General features: G+C 38.7%; 24 protein-coding genes and 1 pseudogene. 18 read left to right on the top strand and 7 right to left on the bottom strand.

The features are described 5' to 3' along the window. Nucleotide 1 precedes the first annotated feature (1 nt). The 4 genes from HRT55_RS10565 (at nucleotide 2) to HRT55_RS10580 (ending at nucleotide 4562) form a co-directional block, all read left to right on the top strand. Nucleotides 2-1084 (top strand): Xaa-Pro peptidase family protein, encoded by a 1083-nt coding sequence (locus tag HRT55_RS10565; RefSeq protein ID WP_291621068.1) that lies wholly within the window; start codon nucleotides 2-4, stop codon nucleotides 1082-1084. A 242-nt stretch (nucleotides 1085-1326) separates the two neighbouring features. Beyond that, nucleotides 1327-2277 (top strand): ornithine cyclodeaminase family protein, encoded by a 951-nt coding sequence (locus tag HRT55_RS10570; protein ID WP_291621069.1) that lies wholly within the window; start codon nucleotides 1327-1329, stop codon nucleotides 2275-2277. 580 nt (nucleotides 2278-2857) lie between these two features. Further along, nucleotides 2858-4066: a DEAD/DEAH box helicase gene (locus HRT55_RS10575; protein WP_291621070.1), complete on the top strand. Its 1209-nt coding sequence runs from the start codon at nucleotides 2858-2860 to the stop codon at nucleotides 4064-4066. 289 nt (nucleotides 4067-4355) lie between these two features. Further along, nucleotides 4356-4562, top strand: coding sequence for a cold-shock protein (locus HRT55_RS10580; RefSeq protein WP_291616555.1), 207 nt, complete (start codon nucleotides 4356-4358; stop codon nucleotides 4560-4562). Nucleotides 4563-5046: 484 nt separating this feature from the next. Here the strand turns inward: HRT55_RS10580 and HRT55_RS10585 are convergent, their stop codons facing one another. The 3 genes from HRT55_RS10585 to HRT55_RS10595 all read right to left on the bottom strand — a co-directional run bounded on the left by HRT55_RS10585 (nucleotide 5047) and on the right by HRT55_RS10595 (nucleotide 9552). Beyond that, the gene (locus tag HRT55_RS10585; protein WP_291621073.1) at nucleotides 5047-6276 is read right to left on the bottom strand and encodes a Xaa-Pro peptidase family protein; all 1230 of its coding nucleotides are present in this window, start codon (nucleotides 6274-6276) and stop codon (nucleotides 5047-5049) included. A 489-nt stretch (nucleotides 6277-6765) separates the two neighbouring features. Further along, nucleotides 6766-8130 (bottom strand): FAD-binding oxidoreductase, encoded by a 1365-nt coding sequence (locus HRT55_RS10590; protein ID WP_291621075.1) that lies wholly within the window; start codon nucleotides 8128-8130, stop codon nucleotides 6766-6768. 387 nt (nucleotides 8131-8517) lie between these two features. Beyond that, entirely contained in the window at nucleotides 8518-9552 is a 1035-nt protein-coding gene (locus HRT55_RS10595) for a lipid A deacylase LpxR family protein (RefSeq protein ID WP_291621077.1), read from the bottom strand. Nucleotides 9553-9908: 356 nt separating this feature from the next. Between HRT55_RS10595 and HRT55_RS10600 the strand changes: the two genes are divergently transcribed. The 3 genes from HRT55_RS10600 (at nucleotide 9909) to HRT55_RS10610 (ending at nucleotide 12219) form a co-directional block, all read left to right on the top strand. Beyond that, complete coding sequence (locus HRT55_RS10600; RefSeq protein ID WP_291614978.1) at nucleotides 9909-10046, top strand: hypothetical protein; 138 nt, start codon at nucleotides 9909-9911, stop codon at nucleotides 10044-10046. 561 nt (nucleotides 10047-10607) lie between these two features. Continuing rightward, on the top strand, nucleotides 10608-11183 hold the full coding sequence (gene yeiP / locus HRT55_RS10605) for an elongation factor P-like protein YeiP (RefSeq protein WP_291621079.1): 576 nt from the start codon (nucleotides 10608-10610) through the stop codon (nucleotides 11181-11183). Between the two features lie 130 nt (nucleotides 11184-11313). Beyond that, nucleotides 11314-12219, top strand: a complete 906-nt coding sequence (locus HRT55_RS10610; protein WP_291621081.1) for a M14 family metallocarboxypeptidase — start codon at nucleotides 11314-11316, stop codon at nucleotides 12217-12219. Nucleotides 12220-12408: 189 nt separating this feature from the next. Here HRT55_RS10610 and HRT55_RS10615 read toward each other — a convergent pair whose 3' ends face one another. Continuing rightward, complete coding sequence (locus tag HRT55_RS10615) at nucleotides 12409-13584, bottom strand: flagellar assembly protein T N-terminal domain-containing protein (protein WP_291621083.1); 1176 nt, start codon at nucleotides 13582-13584, stop codon at nucleotides 12409-12411. 227 nt (nucleotides 13585-13811) lie between these two features. Between HRT55_RS10615 and HRT55_RS10620 the strand changes: the two genes are divergently transcribed. Together HRT55_RS10620 and HRT55_RS10625 are read left to right on the top strand one after the other, a co-directional pair. Continuing rightward, a complete protein-coding gene (locus HRT55_RS10620) occupies nucleotides 13812-14456 on the top strand; it encodes a FlgO family outer membrane protein (protein ID WP_291621085.1) in 645 nt (214 codons plus the stop codon). 90 nt (nucleotides 14457-14546) lie between these two features. Then, complete coding sequence (locus tag HRT55_RS10625; protein ID WP_291621086.1) at nucleotides 14547-15014, top strand: flagellar biosynthesis protein FlgP; 468 nt, start codon at nucleotides 14547-14549, stop codon at nucleotides 15012-15014. A 106-nt stretch (nucleotides 15015-15120) separates the two neighbouring features. Here HRT55_RS10625 and flgN read toward each other — a convergent pair whose 3' ends face one another. The 3 genes from flgN to flgA form a co-directional block, all read right to left on the bottom strand. Next, entirely contained in the window at nucleotides 15121-15567 is a 447-nt protein-coding gene (gene flgN / locus HRT55_RS10630) for a flagellar export chaperone FlgN (RefSeq protein ID WP_291621089.1), read from the bottom strand. Between the two features lie 48 nt (nucleotides 15568-15615). After that, nucleotides 15616-15924 carry a flagellar biosynthesis anti-sigma factor FlgM gene (gene flgM, locus HRT55_RS10635; protein WP_291614967.1) on the bottom strand — a complete coding sequence of 103 codons (309 nt, stop codon included), beginning with the start codon at nucleotides 15922-15924 and terminating at the stop codon, nucleotides 15616-15618. 163 nt (nucleotides 15925-16087) lie between these two features. Beyond that, complete coding sequence (flgA, locus tag HRT55_RS10640; RefSeq protein WP_291621091.1) at nucleotides 16088-16780, bottom strand: flagellar basal body P-ring formation chaperone FlgA; 693 nt, start codon at nucleotides 16778-16780, stop codon at nucleotides 16088-16090. Nucleotides 16781-16988: 208 nt separating this feature from the next. On the opposite strand from flgA, the gene HRT55_RS10645 reads away from it, so the two are divergent. The 9 genes and pseudogenes from HRT55_RS10645 (at nucleotide 16989) to flgG (ending at nucleotide 24276) form a co-directional block, all read left to right on the top strand. Further along, nucleotides 16989-17918, top strand: a complete 930-nt coding sequence (locus HRT55_RS10645) for a chemotaxis protein (protein WP_291621327.1) — start codon at nucleotides 16989-16991, stop codon at nucleotides 17916-17918. A 98-nt stretch (nucleotides 17919-18016) separates the two neighbouring features. Further along, nucleotides 18017-18847 carry a protein-glutamate O-methyltransferase CheR gene (locus HRT55_RS10650; protein ID WP_291621093.1) on the top strand — a complete coding sequence of 277 codons (831 nt, stop codon included), beginning with the start codon at nucleotides 18017-18019 and terminating at the stop codon, nucleotides 18845-18847. A gap of 150 nt (nucleotides 18848-18997) precedes the next feature. After that, nucleotides 18998-19396 (top strand): flagellar basal body rod protein FlgB, encoded by a 399-nt coding sequence (gene flgB, locus HRT55_RS10655; RefSeq protein WP_291621095.1) that lies wholly within the window; start codon nucleotides 18998-19000, stop codon nucleotides 19394-19396. A 2-nt stretch (nucleotides 19397-19398) separates the two neighbouring features. After that, entirely contained in the window at nucleotides 19399-19830 is a 432-nt protein-coding gene (gene flgC, locus HRT55_RS10660; RefSeq protein WP_291621097.1) for a flagellar basal body rod protein FlgC, read from the top strand. A gap of 62 nt (nucleotides 19831-19892) precedes the next feature. Next, nucleotides 19893-19988 (top strand): annotated as a pseudogene (locus HRT55_RS10665) (flagellar basal body rod protein FlgC); the annotation flags it as partial. 51 nt (nucleotides 19989-20039) lie between these two features. Continuing rightward, a complete protein-coding gene (locus HRT55_RS10670; RefSeq protein WP_291614957.1) occupies nucleotides 20040-20732 on the top strand; it encodes a flagellar hook assembly protein FlgD in 693 nt (230 codons plus the stop codon). Nucleotides 20733-21097: 365 nt separating this feature from the next. Next, entirely contained in the window at nucleotides 21098-22402 is a 1305-nt protein-coding gene (gene flgE / locus HRT55_RS10675; protein WP_291621099.1) for a flagellar hook protein FlgE, read from the top strand. A 245-nt stretch (nucleotides 22403-22647) separates the two neighbouring features. Next, nucleotides 22648-23391 (top strand): flagellar basal-body rod protein FlgF, encoded by a 744-nt coding sequence (flgF, locus tag HRT55_RS10680; protein WP_291621101.1) that lies wholly within the window; start codon nucleotides 22648-22650, stop codon nucleotides 23389-23391. A gap of 96 nt (nucleotides 23392-23487) precedes the next feature. Continuing rightward, nucleotides 23488-24276: a flagellar basal-body rod protein FlgG gene (gene flgG, locus HRT55_RS10685; RefSeq protein ID WP_291614951.1), complete on the top strand. Its 789-nt coding sequence runs from the start codon at nucleotides 23488-23490 to the stop codon at nucleotides 24274-24276. The last annotated feature ends 48 nt before the right edge of the window (nucleotides 24277-24324 follow it).

Raw genomic sequence — 24324 nt, forward strand, 5'->3', positions numbered from 1 at the left:
TATGAACTTAGCAACATTACGAGATAAAGTACTGAACAAGCCTTACAGTGCCATGCTGATCTTTAGTGATATTAATATCAGCTATCTTTCTACCTTTACCGGCCATGCGGCAACAGTATTATTAACCAGTAAGGGTAACTATTTACTGACCGATTACCGTTATTTTGAGCAAGCTAAAGAGCAAGCAAGCCACTTTAAAGTTATTTGCCGCGATAGAGCCAATCAAAGTTTAGCTTCACTCATTGAAGACCTGCTATTTCAAGATGACTGTCAGTGCCTCTCTTTTGAAAGTGAACATATTAGCGTAATGCAATGGCAACAAATTAATCAACAAGTCAGTCAATTAACTAAACTTGGGCAAATAATGCCAGTAACTGGCACCGTTGAAGCGCTACGCTTTATAAAGTCAGCCAGCGAAATCGCGTTAATGGAGCAAGCAGCAAAAATAGCTGATACCGCGCTAGCGACCATGCTTAACTCGGTTAAAGTTGGTGTAACAGAACGAGAATTAGCTATAGAGCTTGATTATCAAATGGCGCTATTAGGCTCTGATGAAGTGTCTTTTGCCACCATTTTATTATTTGGCGAGCGCAGTGCTTTGCCCCATGGTATTCCAGGAGATAGGCAACTAAAACTCGGCGATATTATCTTAATTGATTTTGGTGCTGTGGTTAATGGCTATCGCTCTGATATGACCCGTACCTTTGTTTTTGGTGAGGCAAGTGCAGAGCAAAAACATATCTATCAACTAGTACAGTCAGCCCAACAAGCGGCAATTGATGCGGTGAAGGAAGGGGTATTAGGCAGCCACCTTTATCAGCAATCGGCTAAAATATTATCTCATAGCGAATATAAAGAATACGCGGGCGAGGGCTTAGGCCATGGCGTAGGTTTAGTTTTACATGAGCAACCTTTTATTGGCCCTGATTGTCATACCCCAATTGAAAAAGGCTGCGTTTTTACTATAGAGCCAGGTATTTATATTCCTGGCTGGGGTGGTGTGCGTATTGAAGATGACGTGGTGTTAACTGACGATGGTTTAAAAATACTGACCAAGTCACCAAAAGGTCTTATTGAGCTATAGCTCAATAAATTATTAAACGTGCTTATGCATCTGGATCAGGTTCGTCATCCCAGTGGTATTTTTGACTACATGGCTGTAGGTACTTAGGTTTGGTCTGGAACCACAAACCTGAATCAGGGATCCAGTGTCTACGTGGCATTGGATCTTCGATCAGAAACCTCGAAGATGACGTTTACAGCTAACCCCTGAGTTAACAACATAACCATTTTATTAATAGCATTAACAGAGAATAGAAGATCACTATGAAAATTATTAGCGCCGATCAAGTTCACCAACACCTTAACTTTGACGAGTTAATTCCATTACTAAAAAATAGTTTTAGTCGCCCATTTAGTATGCCGCAACGTCAGGTTCACTCACTTGTTCCAGAGCAAAGTGATAATCATGATGCTTTTGCCTTATTACCTTCATGGAATGAAGACGTGATTGGCAATAAAATGTTCACTTATTTCCCGGACAATGCTGCTAAGCACGACCTGCCAGGATTATTTTCTAAAATCATGTTGTTTAAACGCCAAACCGGTGAGCCACTAGCGCTAGTTGATGGTACCAGTGTTACTTATTGGCGAACCGCGGCTATTTCAGCCTTAGCCAGTCAGTTACTTTCTAGAGAAAACAGCCAGCATTTAATGTTGTTTGGTACCGGTAACTTAGCTAAGTATTTAGTAAAAGCACATTTAACTGTACGAGAGATTAAAAACGTGACTCTATGGGGGCGTAACAGCGAAAAAGTGAATGACTTGATTAGCGAATTTACCGCCTTGTATCCAGCCGTTACTTTTACAGCCAGTGTTGATGTTAATGTTGAGGTGGCCAATGCCGATATCATTTGCTGTGCCACAGGCGCTAAAACACCATTATTCGACGGTAACCTTGTTAGTGCCGGTTGTCATATTGATTGTTTAGGTAATCACATGAAAGATGCCCGAGAGTGCGACACCACCACAGTCACGCGGGCTAGAGTATTTGTTGACAGCCTAACCAATACTTTAAACGAAGCCGGTGAATTACTGATGCCTATTGCCGAAGGTGCTTTTAACAAAGACGATATTGTTGGCGAGTTAGCTGATATGTGTAAAACACCATCATTACTACGCCAGTCAAATAATGAAATAACGTTATTTAAGTCGGTAGGCACAGCAATTAGTGACTTAGTTGCCGCATATCGCGTAGTAGAGAAATTGGCTGATTAAACTTACTTACTTACTTACTTACTTACTTACTTACTAAATAGCTAAATATTGATGTCGATAGAAAAAGCTAATACTCATAGCAATCATAAAAGGCGCTAATTTTATAATTAAAGTTAGCGCCTTTTTCATTTGTATTAATATGATAAATCTAATCTCCTGAATTGAACAAGGTTGGTCTACATAGTTGATTACTACTGTGAGGTATTGATTAAAGGTACCGCTATGGGTGCTACTTACAAGTCAAAATCATCCCCACTAGCGGCCACTTAAATACGAAAGCTGAGCTAAGGCCGAAGGTAATCCAATCTACATGTTTTGCTCTTTTATAGGGTGATACAAGGCTTACTGTCAATACATCCATTTTTTAATTATCTAACCCCTTAAATAACCACAGGTAAAAGAAAAATCAAGGCGAAAATAAAGGGTCAGAATACTTGATTACAGAACTGTTTTATTGTGAACTTTTTTTTATAAAGTGTTTTGTGGGGATTCGTCAGAAACAGTCACTTTGAATACATCTTAAAGATATCAAAGCATTCTGTTAGAATAATAGGTATTGATTAAAGAATACCGAGGCAGCATGTCAGAATTCAAAGAATTTTCACTTTTAGAGTCAATTATTGACCGCGTTAATCTTAAAGGCTATAAACAGCCGACACCGATCCAAAAAGAATGTATCCCAGCGCTTATTAATGGCAATGACCTTCTTGGTATAGCGCAAACAGGAACAGGAAAAACTGCGGCCTTTTCATTGCCTATTATCAATAATTTTGGGCGAAATAAAATAGATATCAAAGCTAAGAGCACACGTTCGCTCATACTAACGCCCACTCGAGAGCTTGCCTCGCAAATAATGCAAAACATTGATGACTACGCTGAGGGGTTAGGGCTTAAAACTAAGGTTGTTTATGGTGGTGTCGGAAGACAAGCTCAAGTTGACTCTATCGCACTTGGACTTGATATTTTAGTGGCCACCCCTGGCAGGTTATTGGATTTAATTGAAACGGGCGATATAAATTTTGCGGCGTTAGAAGTATTTGTATTAGATGAAGCCGACACCATGCTTGATATGGGGTTCTTTAACGATGTTCAAAACATCATATCTAAATTGCCAAAAAACCGACAAACACTATTGTTTTCAGCGACTATGCCTGCTGAAATAGAAATACTTGCAGAAGCCATATTAACGGATCCAACAAAAATTCAAATTACGGCTGAAACGGTTACTATCGATTTGGTTAATCAAAGTGTATACCATCTTGATAAATCGAATAAAATATTTTTGCTATTTAATATTCTGGAAAAACCTGAATATGAAAAAGTGCTCATCTTTTGTAAAACAAAGTATGGCGCTGACATCATTGTTAAAGCACTAGAAAAAGCATCAATAACAGCCGCTAGCCTCCACAGTGGTAAGACACAAGCAGTTAGGGAAGAAGCGTTACAAAACTTTAAAGATTCTAATTTAAGAGTATTAGTTGCAACTGATGTTGCTGCTCGTGGTATTGATGTTGATAATATTACGTTAGTTATTAACTATAACCTTCCTGAAGATCCAAGAAACTACATACATCGTATAGGGCGAACTGCTCGTGCTGGGAAAAGTGGCATGGCCATTTCATTTGCTGTAGAAAATGATATAAGGCAATTAACGAATATTGAAAATAGCATAGGGCAAGTCATTCCGGTTGTGATTGAACAGCCTTTCCATAAAGAGTTTTCAAAAGCACCTATACAAGTCAAGAAAAAGGTTAAAAAAACAAATAGAACAAGAACAAAAAAAAGATAAGGACAGGCATAAATTAGCCAATTAAAGGTTTTCAGCAAGACTACAAATATCACCTCATCTCATGATGCGTTAGACGTGTCTTTCTTTATGGTGAAGAATTGTTCACCTGAGTTACTTGTTATTGCGCAAAAGGTGGCTAATATGAAAAATAAACAAGGTAAACAAGGTAAACATCGTTAATCAGCAATACAATTTGCAGCTTAAGGTGGCATAATTACATTCAAAATCTGATTTTGTAATGGTGATAGCAAATCAGAATTATATTTTCACCAAAAATAAAGAGAATGTTATGAGTAAAGGTATAGTTAAGTGGTTTAATGCAGATAAAGGTTTCGGATTTATTACTCCAGAAGACGGAAGTAAAGATTTGTTTGTTCATCATTCAGAAATTCAGTCTGGCGGTGATTATGCAACATTGGCTGATGGCCAAGCAGTTGAATATGAAGTCGGTCAAGGACAGAAAGGCCCATGTGCAAATAAAGTTGTTGCTGTTTAAGCCGTAGCACATAACAAGCAAGTAAGTGGATGCGTTACACGCACTCACTTACTTGCTTATACGTTATCGATAGAAAAACCAACTCAAATCCGCTTCACCACCTAAATCCCTAATGTCGTCTTTTGGTAGAAGTGAGCCTTAGCTTTTAACCATTGAATAGTGAAAAATAGTTCACTGCTAATTACTTATTGGTGCACATTGAACTTGTGTCAGTACTTGCTCAATACTGGCAAGTGATAAATTATCTGAAATTCATTTGGTCGCTGTGATTAGCGCCTGACTTGCCATAACCCCATCAGCAATGAAGTAAGCAGCCAAAGCAAAGGTATAGCTCAAAGCAGTTATTAATGGTTTTGTCTTGTTCTTATTATCACTCATTGAAAGCTTTATTTGCTTATTATAATTACTATTTTGGCATTGTCTGCATCGCTCTCTTGAGAGCTAATTTCAAAAGAGCTAACTTCAAAAGAGCGATTCAGCTTAGCTATTCCTCATAGCCAAAAGGATTGTCAATAGTGTGAGCAGGCTCACTAAACCATTTTGGTCCAGACTCTGTCATGTAGAAATGATCTTCTAAACGCACACCAAATTCGCCATATAGGCACAACATAGGTTCGTTAGAAAAACACATGCCAGCAGCTAATGGCGTTTTATCGCCTCTCACTAAATAAGGCCACTCATGAATGTCTAAACCTACGCCATGACCAGTACGGTGTGGTAACCCTGGTACTTGATAATCTGGACCATAACCTTGAGTTTCAAGGTAGCCGCGCGCCGCAATATCTACCGACTCACAAGGTAAAGAAATCTTGGCCGCTGCAAAACCTTGCTCTTGCGCAGTTTTTTCATGTAACCATACTGCGCGTTGTTTTTCACTGGCTTCACCAAAGACATAGCTACGGGTTATATCTGAGTTATATCCTTGCACTAAACAACCCGTATCGATTAACACCATATCGTTTGTATCTAGGGTCTTTGGCACTTTTACCCCATGTGGGTAGGCGGTATCTTGACCAAATAATACGATACAAAAAGAGGAGCCTTTTGCTGCTCCCAATTTGATATGGGCTTGATTGATAAAAGCAGTTACCTCAGCAGTGCTGATACCCACTGTTAATATTTTGGCTACGGCGCGATGTACAACCATAGTCATGTCTTTAGCACGCTGTAATAAAGCGATTTCACTGGCTGATTTGATCATTCTACAACCGGCGGTAATACCCTTGCTACTGGTGAAGTCTAACGACAGGTTTTGTGCTTTGGCAGCATTAATCATACCGTCAACGGCGAAAAAGGCGGTAGATTCATCAATGGCAAAGGTGCCTTGAGTAATACTCATCTTTTTCAAGGTATTAATAACTAAGTCATAAGGTGATTCATGTTCGTGCCAGCTAGCAACCTCAGCTTCAATCTGCATAAAACCAGACAGTGTGCTTACTTCGAACCAGGGAGCTATATAAACTAACTCACCTTCCGCCGGTAATATTGCGCCAACTAAGCGTTCAGAGGCATACCAAGCTGTACCGGTAAAATAGGTTAAATTAGTGCCCGCATTGATATATAAAGCGCTAATGTTTTGTGCACGCATTAGCTGTTGTGCTTTTGTAATACGCTGTTGATATTCACCTAATAAAATAGGCGTGATATCAGTTGTCATATCGGTTAATTTACTTAATTCTAATTCGGCTGTAGAGCCACCAATACCAATGGACATATTATATTTCCTTTAAACTATTTACTTTATGTAATGCCATTTCATTAAATTATTGCTCACTTGTGCGGGTTAAAATACTCCATGTCAGCGTTGCTCTCAATCCCAATAGCCAGCTATTGCTTAATCGAGCGCCTTGCCCTGATTTGTTTTTCCTATGCACAACAAGATCAAAACCTTAATGAAACGGGTATGAGTTATATTTTACTGATTACTTAGGCTTACTAAAAGTGATCTGCTATATACCTGTAGGTATATTGTATACAATTAAATCAGTGAGACAAGTGTTAATATTAGGGGGGATATTTGTCGTACAGGCAAGGTTGAAATCCTTCAGTTAAGTCTTTAGTTAAACTTGCAGCTAATGCTTAACGAAAGGCATATATTGAGGCTTAAATTAGGGCATGAATTAGAACTTAAATGAAGCTTGTTATCCTATATAAGCTAACAAGAAAATTTTCTCGTCAGGTTATAGCTTCATCGAAGTGATTGCTAAAACCAGCGATCTTTAACTTTACCATATTGAAAGTAACCCCATTGACCAACACGTCTTAACGGCGCGAAAGGGAATGTTGTTAATGGCGTTTGGTAAATGGGTAGGTTAGGCACTGCAATACCGGCAACCTTGTCAGCTAAACGCTTACCTGCTTGTACCGAAAAAGACACACCACTGCCACAATAACCCATGGCATAAAATATGTTTTGTTGCTCATTTTGATAAATATGCGGCATGTCATCTAACGACATACATAACCAGCCAGACCAAGCATAATCGTATTTTACTGATGCTAGGGCAGGAAAATTAGTTTTCAATACTGTGAGTAAACGGTTTGCATAGTAAGGGTCAGCGGCATTCTTGCCAGTTATTGCCCCGCGGCCGCCAAATAAAATACGATTATCGGGAAGTTTTCGATAATAATACTTCAAAGCGCGTGTATCCATAATGACATTACTGGTTAAAAAATTACAAGCCGTTAATTGCTCTGCTGTTAATGGCTCAGTGACAATTATTTGTGAGAGTACAGGCAGACTTTTATTCTGGATTAATGGGTGAAAGTTTTTGGCTGAATAACCATTGGTGGCAATAACTACTTTTTTAGCTTTCACTATGCCGTTTGGCGTATGTAATACTTGCCTGTTTTGACTTTGTTGGCCAGCATGGTGTGATGATTCTTGTCGCCACAGCCCTACTGGTGAGTCACAATGTATGCTGACCCCCGCTTTTCTGGCAAGGTTTTGATAACCCCAAGCAAGTTTTAATGGATTAATACCAAAACCATCTTGATAACGTATTGCGCCATAGGCATTGTTATCGGCCATATAATCTTGATGTAACTGCTCACGCGTTAATATTTGCACGTCATAGCCAAACATCTTTTTTTGCAAGGCGGCAGTTGCTATCAAGCCTTTTAGCATACTTGGCTTGTGAGCGACTCGAATATAGCCACTGTCTTGCGGGTCACAATTAATGCCTTCGCTAATCAAGCTTTTTACGGTATCAACACCTGCGCACATCTCTTTATAAATACCGCGCATGACTTCTTCTCCCCATTGGGATTGCATGCTGGCGTAAGACTTTCGTCCGGATGATTTTAATATAAATCCGGCATTACGGCCACTTGCTCCCCAAGCCGTTCTATTGGCTTCTAATACAGTCGCTTTGATACCGTACTCACGGGCTAAGTGCAGCGCCGTTGACAAGCCGGTATAACCGGCCCCTATAATGGCAACATCGACATTGATATCTTTATTTAGCTGGCCATCATCCTCAGGTGCAGTCCCTGCGACATCTGCCCAATAACTACTAGGGTAGGGCGCATTAGCGCCAATTGATTCATCAAGAAGAGGATCGTACATATTTTATCCTAGTAGTTTTGTGCAGTTAACTTTTATAAGTTAGTAAGGCTATAGCTTAAACAACCCTTAAAGTTAAATCAGTATAAAATAATTGTTTCGCATTAATATTTATGAGTATTTTGTAAATATAACCATACGGGAATTGGTATTAATTAACTGAATTTTGATATTAAGGAATGATAAAATCTCATGGGACAACAATTTTCTGAATTGAGCACTAAGCATATAGAATTTATTGCACAGCAAAATATCTATTTTGTTAGCACTGCAGCAGAAACTGGCAAGGTAAATCTGGCATTGAAAAGTATTGGATTAATAAAAATAAACAAAGTATTGATGGTTTTGATACTGAGATTGTCAAACGCTCAGCCCTGCAAGAGGAATAGATTACAAGGTACAGCTTAGGGTTAGAGAGCCGTAGCTATGCCACGGCTTAATATCACTGCGGTAAGCGCGAGTATAGCTATTAAGACTCCAACTAAGAGAAAAATCCTCCAGTGCCCAGCTGAAACCTATACTCGCTTTCGCTTGTTTATGTTGGAGCTCAACCAATGAATCATAGGGTAAGCTACCTTCGATTGATAAATCATTAAAGCGATAACCAAGGCCAAGCCTTACATAGGTGGTTAAGTGACTGCCGTGAAGCGCTTCTGTTAAGTTTCCTATATGGCCAAAGTGGCTACTGAGACGACCGAAAGAGTTAGGCAGCATTGTTCCCCAGCGAAATAACAAACCGACAGACGCTTGAGTAGTTAGATTACCCAAAGCAACATGACTAAAGCCACTGACTTCCCATTGGCTGTTGGTAAAATATTCACCTCGATGCTTTTGGTTTCTGTAGAATAGGGAGTCTACTTCATAAGCAAACTGGGCTGTTACTTGTTCCTCTACTTGATACTGCCAACCTTGCGGTATGGTTGAACCTGTCACTTGATGTACTTTTGTTTGTACTCTTTCCGCCCTTGCTTTAGGGCCAATAACCCCTAGGGCTAGCCAGTTTTTTTGTGAAAAAGAGCGACCATAATCTGCGGTATGGCTTTCTAACTCGACTAAACCCACATAAGGCCTGTCATTGTTTTGTGAGCCGGTTATGCCAATATCATTTGGTGTCCACATACGCTGGGATACTTTGACTCCCCAGGCACTGTGATTTTTATTTACCGGGAAACGCATGCTGTGCTGCCATTGAAATAATAATGGCATACTTGATTTGTATTGTGGTTGATAATTTAGCAATGGTTGACTTTCCCAAGCTAAAGCAAAGCCATTGGTATAATTACCATCACTGGTAAATAAGCCATCATTTTCGAACTGAATACTCAATTGTCCAGCCTGTACTGGCAGGTATGTTAGTAATGAAATGGACAATAAAAAATAGATTGAGCAATAAGTGTTTTTGTTGCTAGCGAGCGCTTTATTCATAGCAAACTCCTATTCTTTCAACACTATTGAGTATAGTGCGGCTAAATATATTTGCAGGATACGATTAGGTTGGCGTTATAATTGAGTTTGAAATGAAAGATGACAGTTTTTTATAAAACCGCTAAGGACCAATAAAACAGAACCTACTTCGCGATAAACTTGCAATTATGATGAATGATTTTCTACTGTTTTTATTGAGGGTTGCTACTAAAATGTACAATTTATTTTACTAAAGATAATGGTACTACTTTATTAATCTTTTTCATTTAAACTTACTTATGAATGGTCTTGTGTAATAATACATGTGTGGTAACAATTTTTTGGAGGCTATTATGGCCCATGAGGAAATACGTAATATGTCTAAAAATACTGATGCTAGTGTAGATAACGGTAATAATGAACAAAAATCAACGTTGGAACAATTAGCCGACGCAAACCATGAAATTGAAGATTTAAAGTTACAAATCGCTTGGCTTGAGCGTTCTTACGAGTAGACTTTCTAGCATTTTTTCACTTGATTAGTGCTGTTTGTTAGCAATGAAGTGAATGAGTAAGAGTCACAAAACTCAATAGCTTGAAAAGGCAAATATAGTTAATATATTTGCCTTTTTTGTGTTTGAATGAACTCGGCTGTGAAAGTTTTCATGAGTTTTATATTTTATTGCGTTATTAAAGAAAAAAATCATCATTCACTCGATAAGTTATTTGCATATCTATGTGTTCATGCTATTTTCCCTGCATTGTGTTTAATACCATTCCGCATAAAGAAGTGACCACTTAGAATGATATGAGCGACATTAGAACAAATAAAATGTGTTTAGATATAGTTATTCTATATCAAACAATTTTTTTGTCGTTATCATGGTGCTCATACGTTCCCAAAGGGCGATTTTTAAAGGCTTATAAGCGGCGTTATAGATTTTGACAAGGGAATAACCATTCTCTTCAATCAATGCCTTGCCTCTAAGCCTTTAAATTATCGCTAAGCGAGCACTATCTTATACGGATTGGTATCAGACAAGATTATTTACAATTAATTCAGAGGAATTCGTCTTATGCCAAAGGCAAGTGATATAAAGAAAAATGCTGCGATAGAGCACAACGGTAAAGTGTTAATTGTTAGAGATATTACCCGTTCAGTACCGCAAGGTAGAGCAGGCGGAAGTTTGTATAGAATGCGCTTATACGATGTGGTTACTGGCGCTAAGGTAGACGAAACCTTTAAAGCAGATGATATGTTAAATTTTGCCGATTTAAGCCGTCGCCCATCAATGTTCTCTTATATTGATGGTGACCAATATGTCTTTATGGATAATGAAGATTACACCCCGTATAACTTGGATAAAGAATCCATTGCCGATGAGATTCTTTTTATTAATGAAGAAACTCAAGGCATATCTGTCATCATAGTTGATGATTCACCAGTGGCCATTGATCTTCCTGCTAGTGTTGAGTTAGTGATCACAGAAACTGATCCTTCAATCAAAGGTGCTTCAGCGAGTGCGCGTACCAAACCCGCTACCCTTTCTACCGGATTAACGGTACAAGTACCGGAACATATTTCTACCGGTGACAAAATTAAAATTAATACCGAAGAGCGCAAGTTTATGGGTCGTGCTGACTCTAAGTAAACTGTCTGCTGTGTAACTACAAACTTAGTTGCTAGTTTTTAAATGAAAATGCCCGAATATTCGGGCATTTTTATGCGGGTTAATAAGTTTTAAAGTAGCAGTGATTAATTATAAACAAGAAGGTTAAATTATGAGTGATTCAGTTTATTCCATTGGTCAGCAAGGCCAACCATGGGCGGATAATGAAAAAGGTTTATGGCTTGCTAAGCAAAACATTAAACGCTCTTATCAAGATGAAGTGTTAGCAAAGCTTGAATTGTTAACTGCTTCATTTGATATGATTCAATACGGCAGCTTAACTGTTGATGAAAGCCGCTACCCTTTATATGTCATGCAAAGTAAAAATTGGCAAACCAATAATAAAACAGTGCTAGTTACGGGTGGCGTACATGGCTATGAAACCAGTGGTGTGCAAGGAGCTATTCGTTTTTTAGAAACCAAAGCCAAAGACTTTAGTGAACAGTTTAATATCATAGTAGCGCCTTGTGTTAGTCCTTGGGGCTATGAAACCATTAATCGCTGGAATAATAATGCGATTGATCCAAACCGCTCATTTTACCCAAATAGTCCGGCGCAAGAATCGGCAGCGCTGATGTCATATATCCTAGAACTTGATGTCGATATTGCTATGCATATTGATTTACATGAAACCACTGACACGGATAATAGCGAGTTTAGACCAGCACTTTCTGCCCGTGATGCTATTGAGCAAAAAAGTTGGAATATACCGGATGGTTTTTACTTGGTTGCCGACTCAACAAAGCCTGAAGCTGATTTTCAACGTGCTATTAACCAAGCTGTAGCAGAGGTGACTCACATTGCCCCAGCAGATAGTGATGGTAAATTGATAGGTGTTGAGCTTGAGCAGCTTGGTGTTATAAATTATGCCGCGAGAGATTTAGGTTTATGTATGGGCTTAACGGATGCGCCATATGTTACCACCACAGAGGTTTATCCTGATAGCCCTCTGGTTGATGATGAAAACTGTATTAAAGCACAAGTTGCTGCAATATCTGCTGCCGTAGCATTTATTTAAAACTTAGCTGATAGTTAGCTCATAATTATCTAATACAAAAACGCCTACTAAGTTAGTAGGCGTTTTTATGTCATAAGTCGTGCTTACTTCCTATAAAGCTGAACAAGCAAAGCTATGTCTATCTTAGCCGTTATTCTTGAACAATTAATATTTATAAGTTAGTAATTATTAGTTAGCTACTCTAAGTGGTTAGTTTTCATAGCGCACCGCTAAATCATCTACTTGAATGTTACCAAATAGGCGACCATCTGGTGTTGCTGCTGTTGCCGTTTGCCTAGTGAGTTTAGTGACCATAACTTTATAAGGGCTTAAGTTAAACCCCGCGTATGACTTTCCTGAGTTATTGGTAAAATGAGTAAGGTGTAACAAGCTAAATTCATCACCTATTTTTAAACCGTGATCTCTGCCTAAGTTAATGGTGACTTGGTTACCTTCGACTTGAATGATTTTACCTCGGCTTGGTTCACACATAATATTCTCATCAATATCTTTAACAACCTTCTCGATAATATTATTAACCATCAGGCCATATTCACTTTGCCAAAAGGCATTGCCATAGACATCAACTTTATGGCGCTTGGAAAATGTCCATGGCGCGGTATTTTGATAAGAATCTTGCCAAACTAATTCACCATTTAGGCCGTTATATAGATAGAAATTCATGGCAAAGTTTCTGGGGTAAATACCTTGTTGCCAAAACAACCAGCTATTAGTGGCTTGTTGGTCAAAAGAGGTATTGGTGATTTCACTAAACATAACATATTGACTATCGGTGCTTTCACTTAACGATTGTGTTAATTGAGCGATTTTATCACTGGCTAAGCTGTTATTTAAACGAGAAAATTCAGTTTTGTTATTGAGTATGCTACTGGTTTTAGTAAAGGCACTGTGCTGATTTAGTTGTTGACCCAGTTGCTGCATAACCGCTTTATCAATGAGGTAAATCTTACCTACATTAGCTTGCTCTCTATGTAATAAATGGCTACGAGTAAGCAGTAGTGACTTTTTAAAATTGACAGCAAAACACTTTTTATCTTGAGGGAATATATCCGCACGAATTGTCACAGTAATAAGGTTGTCGCTGTGTATTTCATCAACTAATTCAATAGAATTGACACTGCCACTTGCCCGGATGCTAATGTGATCTTGGGTTAGTAAACCGTTCACTACTTGTTGAACGCTTGAAACACTGGCACCAGAAACGAGCAAAGCTTTTTTAAGGGCATTTTCCATCGCTTTAGTGCGAGCAAGCTCTAAACTTATATCATTGGTTCGTGCATGGCCTTGCGTCTCATACCACTGACTGCTGGCAGAAAAACTGCATAGCAAACTGATGAGTGTTAATTGTTTGATGAGCTTGTACATAGTTGTTGTCATCTTCCTTATTTAGCTTGAACCCTTTTTACTAGAGTGTCGGCAATAGCCTTTTTTATGAACTTATTTGGATTATGCATATTTCATGCCTTTTGGATGCTGGTTAATTTAGCTAGTCAATAATTATTGGCTTAGAATGTGCATTATTCTGATTATGAAAATTAATAAAATATGACTAGTTGCTATAATTGTAGTACTTAGTTTTGAAGGGGAATACCATGAAAAAATGGCTAATACCATTTCTTTTACCAGTCTTACTCTCATGTGAGACAACAAACAATGATGGCTTTTATCAATTAACCCATAAAGAAAAAGGGCAGATTGATAGCTTTGAACTACCTCGTCATGCCATTAATGATGTGGTTAAAGGTTTAGCGTATCAAATGCTAAGCAGTAGTAGTTTTGTTAACGCAAAAACGCCCATTGCGGTAGCCTCTTTTGTTGATTTAAAAGACCTTGAATCAACTAATTGGCTAGGTAATCAGCTAGCTGAAAGTTTTATTCATGAGCTTCAACGTCATGGTTTAGTTGTCATCGATTTTAAAACCACAGGTCATATCCGAGTAACAAAAGAGGGTGACTATGTCTTTAGTCGAGATTGGCAAGAATTGCCAGAGCGTCAAATTATTGACTATGTTGTTTCGGGCACTATGGTTGAACAAGAAAATGGCATTTTAGTTAATGCCCGTATGATTGGTATTCAATCTAAAGTTGTTGTCGCTACCGCACAATCATTTATTCCTGCTTGGGTCTTAGGTGATGAGATGAGTCACAGTGAGAACGTGAAAATGAGAGATGGCATGATTATTCGAGACAATGCTATGTTGCGTAACGACGAACGTGCTGTGATTATACAAAATTAGAAGTTAATTCAAAATGTTAAGTAAGTATATTAAGTAAGTATGTTAATAAATAAGACAGTTTTATTAGCGGCTAACTCCAAAGGTGTATATATGAGTAAATCATTAACTCGTGTCATTCTTATTAGCAGTGCACTCTTTTTAACGAGTGCCTGCTCCCTTGTTTACGACAAACATGTGCAGTGGCAAACCGTAAAACCTGAGACTTTCCCTGTGCTATATGCGACAGGTTTTGCTCCTATTAGTCTGCAAAAATCAACACATGAAACGCAGCGGATGCTAATGGCCATCAAGGCGTCAAAAATTGCCGCCTACGCCGAGTTGGCAGAGCAAGTTTATGGTCAGCAAGTTTCTGGTAAGGTCATTATGGCTGACTTATTAATAGAGGATCAGCAGTTAATGGCTTCAGTTCAAGGCATTATACGCGGTGCTAAAGTAGTGAAGAGCTATCCTGTTGGCGATGTTTATACCACTGAATTACTTCTCGATTTTGAAGATGTCTATAATATTTATCAAGCAAACCAAAATAGAAAAGAAATCACAGATATAACTCACTTCTAATTGCTACAAACGACCTAACCTACTAGCAATAATAAAACAAAAAAGGCGTTAATCTTAATGATTAACGCCTTTTTTTGCTGTTTCAATTTTCGATGTTTCAATATAGCTAAGCTTTGAGTCCTAAACTTGACAGACCAGCACTTTTTTTGCCTTTATTGTCATAAGTAATAGCATTCTTATTGTGGCTCTCTAATAGACTGGTTTTCATGCGCTCTACGGCGAGTTGAGAGTGTTGGATGATTTGGCCATTGACTAAATTCTGCTGTTGGCAATGTTTTAACAACTCGGTGATTTCTGCTAGTTGGGCTACTAATTTACCTGCGGCCTTATCTTGCGCGAAGCCCTGATGTAGAGATATGTTTTGGTCTAGTTGCTGAATGGCTAATAACAGGGTGTTCTTTTCTTGGCTGACGGTGAGTAGCGCTTGGGGATCGTGCTGCTGTAAAATGTTCTTTTCATTCGCAATTACTTGAGCCAGTGCCGTTAATTGCTGGTGTTGTAGCGTCAACAATTCATTGGAGGTTAATTCTTGGTGATTCGACCCTTGTAACATAGGCTTACCTTTGTTTTTGCTATAAATAATATGCCTAACAGTCTATCGTTAAATTAGCTTAAATTCAAAGCTAGCAATACTAGCCGCTAATTTTTCAGGATCTATTTTATAATCACCAGCGCTGATAGCCTTTTTTAATTCATCAATTTTCTTTTGATTAATCACTGGCGCATCTGCGGCTTTCTTCTGTAATTCATTCAGCTGTTTTGCTTGCGGAGTAATCGACACTGAGTCTTGTCCTGCACTTTTTACTTGTGCATTACTTGATGACGTTTGCGCTGATTGCTGCTTTACTTGCTGTTGCTGAGTCTGTTGAACTTGATTGTTTGCATTCAAGTTATTGATATTTATAGCCATAATTTCATCCTATAGCAATGAAATGATATTTTAAATGAGTTCTATTACCTTTTTATCGGCCATCAGCAGAATAACTTTAGCTAAAAACACATTAAAATATAAATAACATCACACATAAGTTAACCGTATAATTATTTGTTAACCTAGGTTGTGTATCTTTTGATTATAGATTAATTACTACTTGGTTAATAGCTTTGACACGCGGGGTAATAATTTTATTTGAACGAGTGTTTTTTACTCTAATTTGCTCATTAATATTACCAGAGCTTAATGCTATGCCTTGAGTTTTAATAGTGAAGACTTTTGATGAGACCGTAATCGTAACCACATCGCCTTTACAAATTAAGCAGATACTTCTTTTACTAATGGTTTTACCCTTAGTAATACGCCTTTTCGCCTTAGCGCCAAAAACAATGGCAGTATCGGTTATTTTTTCACCGCGGATTCTGTTGATGGCTATATAAGCTAGCTCGACATTGCTTTCGTCAAGCCGGTCTCCTTGGTTAATCGTACTTTTTGCAATTAAAACAGCTTTAGTTATTTCAACTTTGGCCGATAAATATATTTTCCATGGTATTGATTCATCACAACTAATTTTAATATTTACATTTCTAGTACTTTTTTTATCAGATATATTTGCTGTTAAGGGAATTTTGCATGACTTTATTACTATTCTGGGATCTAAGTGAGCAACAGAGATAAGAACCTTTTCTTCGTTTGTTGAAGGGAATTCTTCTATTAAATAGGTATGTGCAAAACGTTCAATAAATGCACTGTCTAGTTCGGTTGCAGCAACAATTGGCTGCTTAATAAGCAATAAGAATAAAAAAAATAAAAAATGTTTGGTAAGTCGCATATATTTTGTTATCTATCTTTAAGTAAATGCAAATAATCGTCTATGCTTAACCTAAGTTAGCAGTATGAAATGAGGTTAAATCAAGCGTCAACTATCAGGCGCTTAGTGTGATTATCAACTCTATATTTTAAATACAATTCAAGAATTGTGCCTTAAGTGTTTATTTGTTTAAACATTATAAATGGGTACGGTGTTACATGAGGTTTATATGGCAGGCATACTCGATTCGGTAAATCAGCGCACACAACTTGTAGGCGAGAACAGATTAGAATTGCTACTCTTCAAACTTGTCGGTAGGCAACTCTTTGGCATTAATGTATTTAAAGTGCGTGAAGTGATGCCATGCCCGAGATTAACTATATTACCTGGACAAGACTCTTATATTAAAGGCGTTGCTCATATTCGTGGCCAGACTATTTCTGTCATTGATTTAAGTAAATCAACCGGGGGCAGGGCAATCGAACAAACAGCAGATAGCTTTATTATCATTGCTGAATATAATCGAAGCGTGCAGGGCTTTCTTGTTGCCGGTGTAGAGCGAATAGTGACCTTAAGTTGGACAGATGTCATGCCTCCTCCAGAGGGGGCCGGTAAATCGAGTTACCTAACCGCTGTCACTGAAATAGATGACCAAATGGTGTCAATTTTAGATGTTGAGAAAATTTTAAATGAAATTAGTCCTGTTTCAACAGAGGTAAGTGAAGATATAATTGATGCTAGCGTTGGTGAAAGTCTAGGCGATAAGCTGGTGATGATTGCTGATGACTCAACGGTTGCACGAAACCAAGTTAGAAGAGCACTTGAGCCATTAGGTATTAATATGGTTTTAGCTAAAAATGGTCGTGATGCTCTAGAACAGTTATTAGCGATTGAGGCGACGTGTGAACATAGTATTACTGAAAAAGTTGCCTTGATGATTTCTGACATTGAAATGCCAGAAATGGATGGTTATACCTTAACGGCAGAAGTTAAAGGTAATGATCGCATGGCCAAGATGCCCATTATTTTACATACCTCGTTAAGTGGGGTATTTAATAATGCCATGGTTGAAAAAGTGGGGGCAGATGATTTTATTGCCAAGTTTCACCCAGATGAATTAGCTACTGCTGTAAAAAAATGGTTAAAAATAGAAGACTAACGCTTCAATACTACTTCAACGCCATTAGACGTGAGTTTATGGCTCCCCCCAATTTTGGTGGATTTAGATGAATACTTCGAAATAAACAGGAAGCTATTGTGTCAGCAAGAGAACTTGATGAAAAAAGTTACAACCAATTCAGAACCTTTTTAGAGCAGCAATGTGGCATTGTGCTCGGTGGAAATAAGCAATATTTAGTTAAGAGCCGCTTAGCCCCGTTAATGGCAAAGTTTGATGTTAGTTCCCTAGGTGAATTAGTTACTCGGACACTTTCTCCGATAGAGCGGCAATTACGTGCCGCAGTCATTGATGCCATGACTACCAATGAAACCTTATGGTTTCGAGATGATTACCCGTATAAGTTACTGCAAAGTAAATTATTGCCAGATTTTGCTAATAGGAAAACCCCAGTTAAAATTTGGTCGGCCGCAAGTTCTTCTGGTCAAGAACCATACTCTATTGCTATGTCTGTATTGGAGTACCAACAAAAAAATCCAGGATCATTCCCTCGTGGTGTACAGGTTATTGGTACCGATATTTCAACAACAATGTTAGAGCACTGTAAATACGGTCACTATGATAGCTTAGCTATTGCTCGTGGCCTATCGGAAGAACGTAAGAGGCGCTTCTTTGAAGCCGGTGATAACGGCATGTTGAAGATTAAAGATCAAGTTAAGAAAATGGTCAGTTTTAGGCCGCTTAATCTGCTGAATAGTTATAGCTTGATGGGGCGTTTTGATATTGTCTTTTGTCGTAATGTGTTGATTTATTTCTCACCGGAAATTAAGTCACAAATAATCAGTCAAATTCATGGCGCATTAAATCCCGAGGGCTATTTATTTTTAGGGGCCTCGGAGTCTTTATCCGGAATAAACCAAGATTTTACTATGTTACGTTGTAACCCTGGCATCGTTTATCAGAAAAAATAATCCAACCTCATTTTGCTAACAGCTATTTAAAATAGCTGTTAGCAACCATTCTTAATAGTCACTCTCTTTCTTTTACAACTACCTAGTTTAATCCTTTGGCATAAATATTGAATATCATTTAGCTATAACGTAAATAATCGTGAGGCTATTATGGCTATAGGATTTGATCAAAGCTTTCAATTACACTCGCAGGGCATGCTTATTCGCTCTCAACGTGCCGAAGTTATTGCCAGTAATATTGCCAATGCCGATACGCCTGGATACAAAGCTAAAGGGTTAGATTTCAAACAAGCAATGGCACAAGCCGCAAATAAGCAACAAATGGGCATGTCGCGTACCAATGAAAAACACTTTGATGTACGTACTGAACTAAATAATTCTGTTAATTATCGTATACCCGATCAACCTGATACCGGTGATGGTAATACTGTAGATGTACAAGTGGAACGAAACTTGTATCTAAAAAACTCATTAGAGTATCAGGCAAGTGTTCAATTTCTTAATGGCAAGATAAAAGCCATGAAGAAAGTAATTAGCGGAGGTCAATAATTATGAGTCTTTTCAACGTATTTGATATTACGGCAAGCGGTATGAGCGCACAATCAGTCCGCTTGAATACAACCGCGAGTAATATAGCTAATGCTGATAGCGTTAGTAGTAGTGCCGATAAAACTTACCGCGCTAGACATCCTGTTTTTGCCGCAGCCATGCAAGAAGCTGCCGCAGGGCAAGGGAGACATGATGGCAGTGGCGTCGGGGTTAGTGTTTTAGGAATTGTTGAAAGTGATAAGCCGCTAAATGTTGAATATGCACCTCATCACCCAATGGCAGATAAAGATGGCTATATCTATAAACCAAACGTTAATGTTATTGAAGAGATGACTAATATGATCTCTGCATCCCGTTCATATCAAACTAATGTACAGTTAGCAGAGTCAGCCAAAAATATGCTCAATAAAACATTACAGTTAGGGCAAAGATAATGATGGCTTATAAAACAGTAATTACCCTCGTTGGTGAAGAAATGAATGATGCTACGAATACAGTGATATCAGCATCCCGTTCATATCAAACTAACGTCCAGCTAGCTGAGTCAGCCAAAAACATGCTCAATAAAACATTACAGTTAGGGCAAAGATAATGAGCCATTTTAATATTATATTTAGTCTATTGCAAAACGTAGGAGTAGATAATGACATCCGTTACTAATACCAATCCTTTAGATGGAATTCGTTGGCAAAAAGAAGAATATAAAGAAGCAGAGCAAGATAAAGGCATGCTTACCCAGGCTGACTTTTTTGCACTGTTAACTCAAGAATTAGCGAATCAAGATCCAACTAAGCCGGTTGATAACAATGAAATGATCTCGCAGATGACTGCCTTTTCCACCACTGATGGTGTGTCAAGACTGAATGATTCTTTTGACAGTTTTGCCGGCTCCATGACTTCTAGCCAAGCACTGCAAGCTTCATCGCTTGTTGGACGAAGTGTTTTGGTCGAAGACAATGTCTTTGGCATGGAAGAAGGTGAAATGGTAAAAGGCAAGCTGGTTACAGACACTGCAGCCAGTAACGTTAATATTTATGTTGAAAATATTGCCGGTGAAATTATTCAAACTGTGCCAGTAGGGAGTGTTGCCGCCGGTGGTATTACCTTTACTTGGGATGGTCAAACAGATAAGGGCGAACCAGCTCCGGAAGGCGCTTATCGTTTCCGTATTGTTGGTTTGGTCGAAGGGCAAGCCGCTGAAATAGAGGCGATGACATTCCGTAAAGTAGATAGCGTCACTTTAGCCGGTGCTGGCGGCAGTATCATACTTAACCTTAACGGCGGAAGTTCTATGGCATTAGCCGATGTGGTAGAAATAGCCGATGGTGACAGTTAAATTTAAATGAATTTTAGCGTTTTAATTAAGTAGAAAATATAGGCTATACCTGGCCGAGCATGAACAAGAATTTAGCTAGGCAGGTATTAAGCAAAGTAGCGAATTTTTAAGAAAGTTAGATTATGTCATTTAACTTTATTGGTGCATTAAGCGGTTTGTAACCGTGAAGCATTTAAGTGGATTTACAACATTAGCATTATATTAGTTTTGTTGTCGCCGAACGAATTTTTAAGAGAGTTAGATTATGTCATTTAACTTTATGGGTGCATTAAGCGGTTTGTAACCGTGAAGCATTTAAGTGGGTTTACAACATTATAATTAGATTACTTTGTTGTTGCCGAACGAATTTTTAAGAGGATTAAACTATGTCATTTAATATTGCATTAAGCGGGCTAAACGCCGCACAAAAAGACTTAGATGTTACATCAAACAATATTGCCAATGTTAACACTGTTGGCTTTAAAGAGTCTCGAGCAGAGTTTGTTGATGTATATGCGGCATCTTTACTGGCTTCAGGTAAAACTAAAGTAGGTGATGGTGTTTTAACGGCAGATGTTGCTCAGCAGTTTTCCCAAGGCAGTATTCAATTTACCAATAACTCCCTTGATTTAGCTATTACCGGTAATGGTTTTTTTGCCACTGTACCTGAAATTGACAGTTTAGAGACTTCTTACACCCGTGCCGGTCAATTTAAATTAAACGACAGTAATTTTGTCGTTAATTCATCCGGTGGTTATTTATTGGGTTTTCCAGTCAATGCTGATGGCTCTTCTTCATCGGTAGCGCTAAGTACCTCAGCGCCAATACAAATACCGACAGCTTCTGGCGCACCAACAAAAACAAGTGAGGTGGATGTTAAGATGAATTTACCTGCGGGTGATGCTATACCCGCCTTTGCCTTTGACCATACTGACCCACTAACCTATAACAACTCGACCTCGGTAACCATTTTTGATTCGTTAGGCGATAGCCATGTAATGACTTATTACTTTATAAAGTCAGCGCCAAACCAGTGGGACATGTACGCTGCCGTAGATAATATATTGGTCGATATTCCTACCGGACCCGTTAATAATGGTGCGGGTATTAACGGCGCACAATTAACCTTTAATCCAAGTGGTGATTTCATTGGTCAACTTCCCGTTACTATTCAAACCGCACAATTGAACGCGGCGATATTAAGCAATGGCGCTGATCCTACTCAGCAGATCATTGTCGATTTTAATTTAGATGGCACAGGACCAAACGCGAATGAACCAACCCAGTTTGCCTCTAATTTTGAAGTAACCTCATTAAAGCAAGATGGTTTAGCGGTAGGCCGTTTAACCGGTATTAATATTGGTACTGATGGTCTGGTACGTGCAACTTACAGTAATGGTACCGAGCAACCTTTAGCGCGTATTGCCTTAGTTAGCTTTGCCAATAATCAAGGACTCACGCAAGTAGGGAATACTTCATGGAAAGAGAGTATTGTTTCCGGTGAAGCGTTAGCCGGTGAAGCGGGTGCAGGTACTTTTGGTACCATTAACTCCTCGGCATTAGAGCAATCCAATGTTAATTTAACCACCGAATTAATTGATTTGATTTCTGCCCAGCGAAATTTCCAAGCTAACTCGCGCGCCTTGGAAGTTGATAACCAGTTAAACCAAACTATCTTACAAATTAGATAGTTTTCATAACCGTTAACGTTATTGGCAAAGAGCACATACCAGTAAGTTAATGATAAAGCTGTTAGCAGGCATTTTTCTAGACGCCACTAGCAGCTTTTTTATTTTATAAACCTCCTTAGATATTTCACCACAATATCTACCACTAGATACACCACTTTATTTTTTCCGCTCAATAAATGCTTTTTTGATAGCTGGCACCCTCCTTGCATTTACAAGATATAATCTTTTATTTTTGGAAAATCATTATGGATAAGTTGCTTTATATCGCCATGAGTGGCGCTAAACAAAACATGCAAGCCTTATCAATAAATGCCAACAACTTGGCGAATGCTAAAACTACTGGCTTTAAAGCCGATTTAGCACAAGCGCGCAGTATGCAGGTATATGGCGAAGGGCTACCTTCCCGTGTTTTTTCAATGACAGAACGTGCTAGCCAAAATTTTGACTCAGGCTCAGTCCTTCATACCGGTCGTTCATTAGATGTTGCCATTGAAGGCGATGGCTTTTTTGCCGTACAAGCTGAAGACGGTCAAGAAGCTTATACCCGTGGTGGTCATTTTCGTTTAACAGAAACTGGCGCATTAGAAACTAATGATGGCGAACTCGTTATAGGTGAAGATGGCCCTATTACCTTGCCGCTACCGGTAAATAACATTCAAATTTCTCGTGACGGCACCATCATGGTTCAGCCAGAAGGTGCACCGAGTAGTGTGCAAGAAGAAGTAGGCCGTATCAAATTGGTGAACCCAGATACTCGTTTAGTCGAAAAAGGCAATGATGGTCTTTTTCGCGCCAAAGATGGTGGGCAATTACTTGCCGATGTTAACGTTAATGTTCTCGGCGGTGCATTAGAATCAAGTAATGTTAACCCAATTAATGAAATGACCGAGATGATTGCATTACAGCGACAGTTTGAAATGCAATTGAAAATGATGAAGACCGCAGAAGAAATTGATGCCAGTGCTGCTTCGTTATTACGTGCTTTCTAAGCATTGGCAATAACTATTAGTAATAAGTAATAGCAATCTTTCAGTAAATGTTTACCTGTTTTTCAAAAACAGTTACCACTCAATCAGAGGTGATGTATGAACCCAGCATTATGGATAAGTAAAACCGGCTTAGATGCGCAAAATAAAGATATTGCGGTAATTTCTAACAACTTAGCGAATGCTAGCACCATAGGCTTTAAAAAAAGCAGGGCAGTTTTTGAAGATTTACTTTACCAAAACATTAATCAACCAGGTGGCCGCACGGCACAAGATACGGAAGCGCCGTCAGGTTTGATGTTAGGTGCGGGTACCAAAGTAGTTGCCACGCAAAAAATTCATACACAAGGTGACATGATTACCACAGATAACGCGCTTGATTTGATGATTCAAGGTGAGGGTTTCTTTGAAATATTGATGCCTGACGGTAGCTCTGCTTATAGTCGTAATGGTCAATTTACCATGGATGACGAAGGTAATATGGTTACTCCTGGCGCGGGTTACCTAATTCAGCCGCAAGTAACTATTCCTGAAGATGCCTTAAGCATTATTGTCTCTCAAGATGGTGAAGTTTCAGTGACACTGCAAGGACAGGCGGAGCCTGCCGTGGTAGGTCAAATTAACTTAATCAACTTTGTTAACCCTACCGGCCTTCAGCCAGTCGGGCAGAATTTATATATAGAAACTGCGGTTAGTGGCGCGCCGCAAGAAGGTGTTCCTGGTCTTGAAGGTTACGGTATGTTAGTCCAAGGCGCACTTGAAACTTCCAATGTAAATACCACGGAAGAGCTGGTTAACTTAATTGAGAGTCAGCGTATCTATGAAATGAATTCCAAAGTGATTTCCGCCGTTGATCAGATGCTGAGTTATATCAATCAACAGCTTTAGTACAAATTCTTATTTTATATTGTTCAGTTTATATAGTTAAGATTTATA

The sequence above is a fragment of the Colwellia sp. genome (genome assembly GCF_013214175.1).
Taxonomy (GTDB): Bacteria; Pseudomonadota; Gammaproteobacteria; order Enterobacterales; family Alteromonadaceae; genus Colwellia.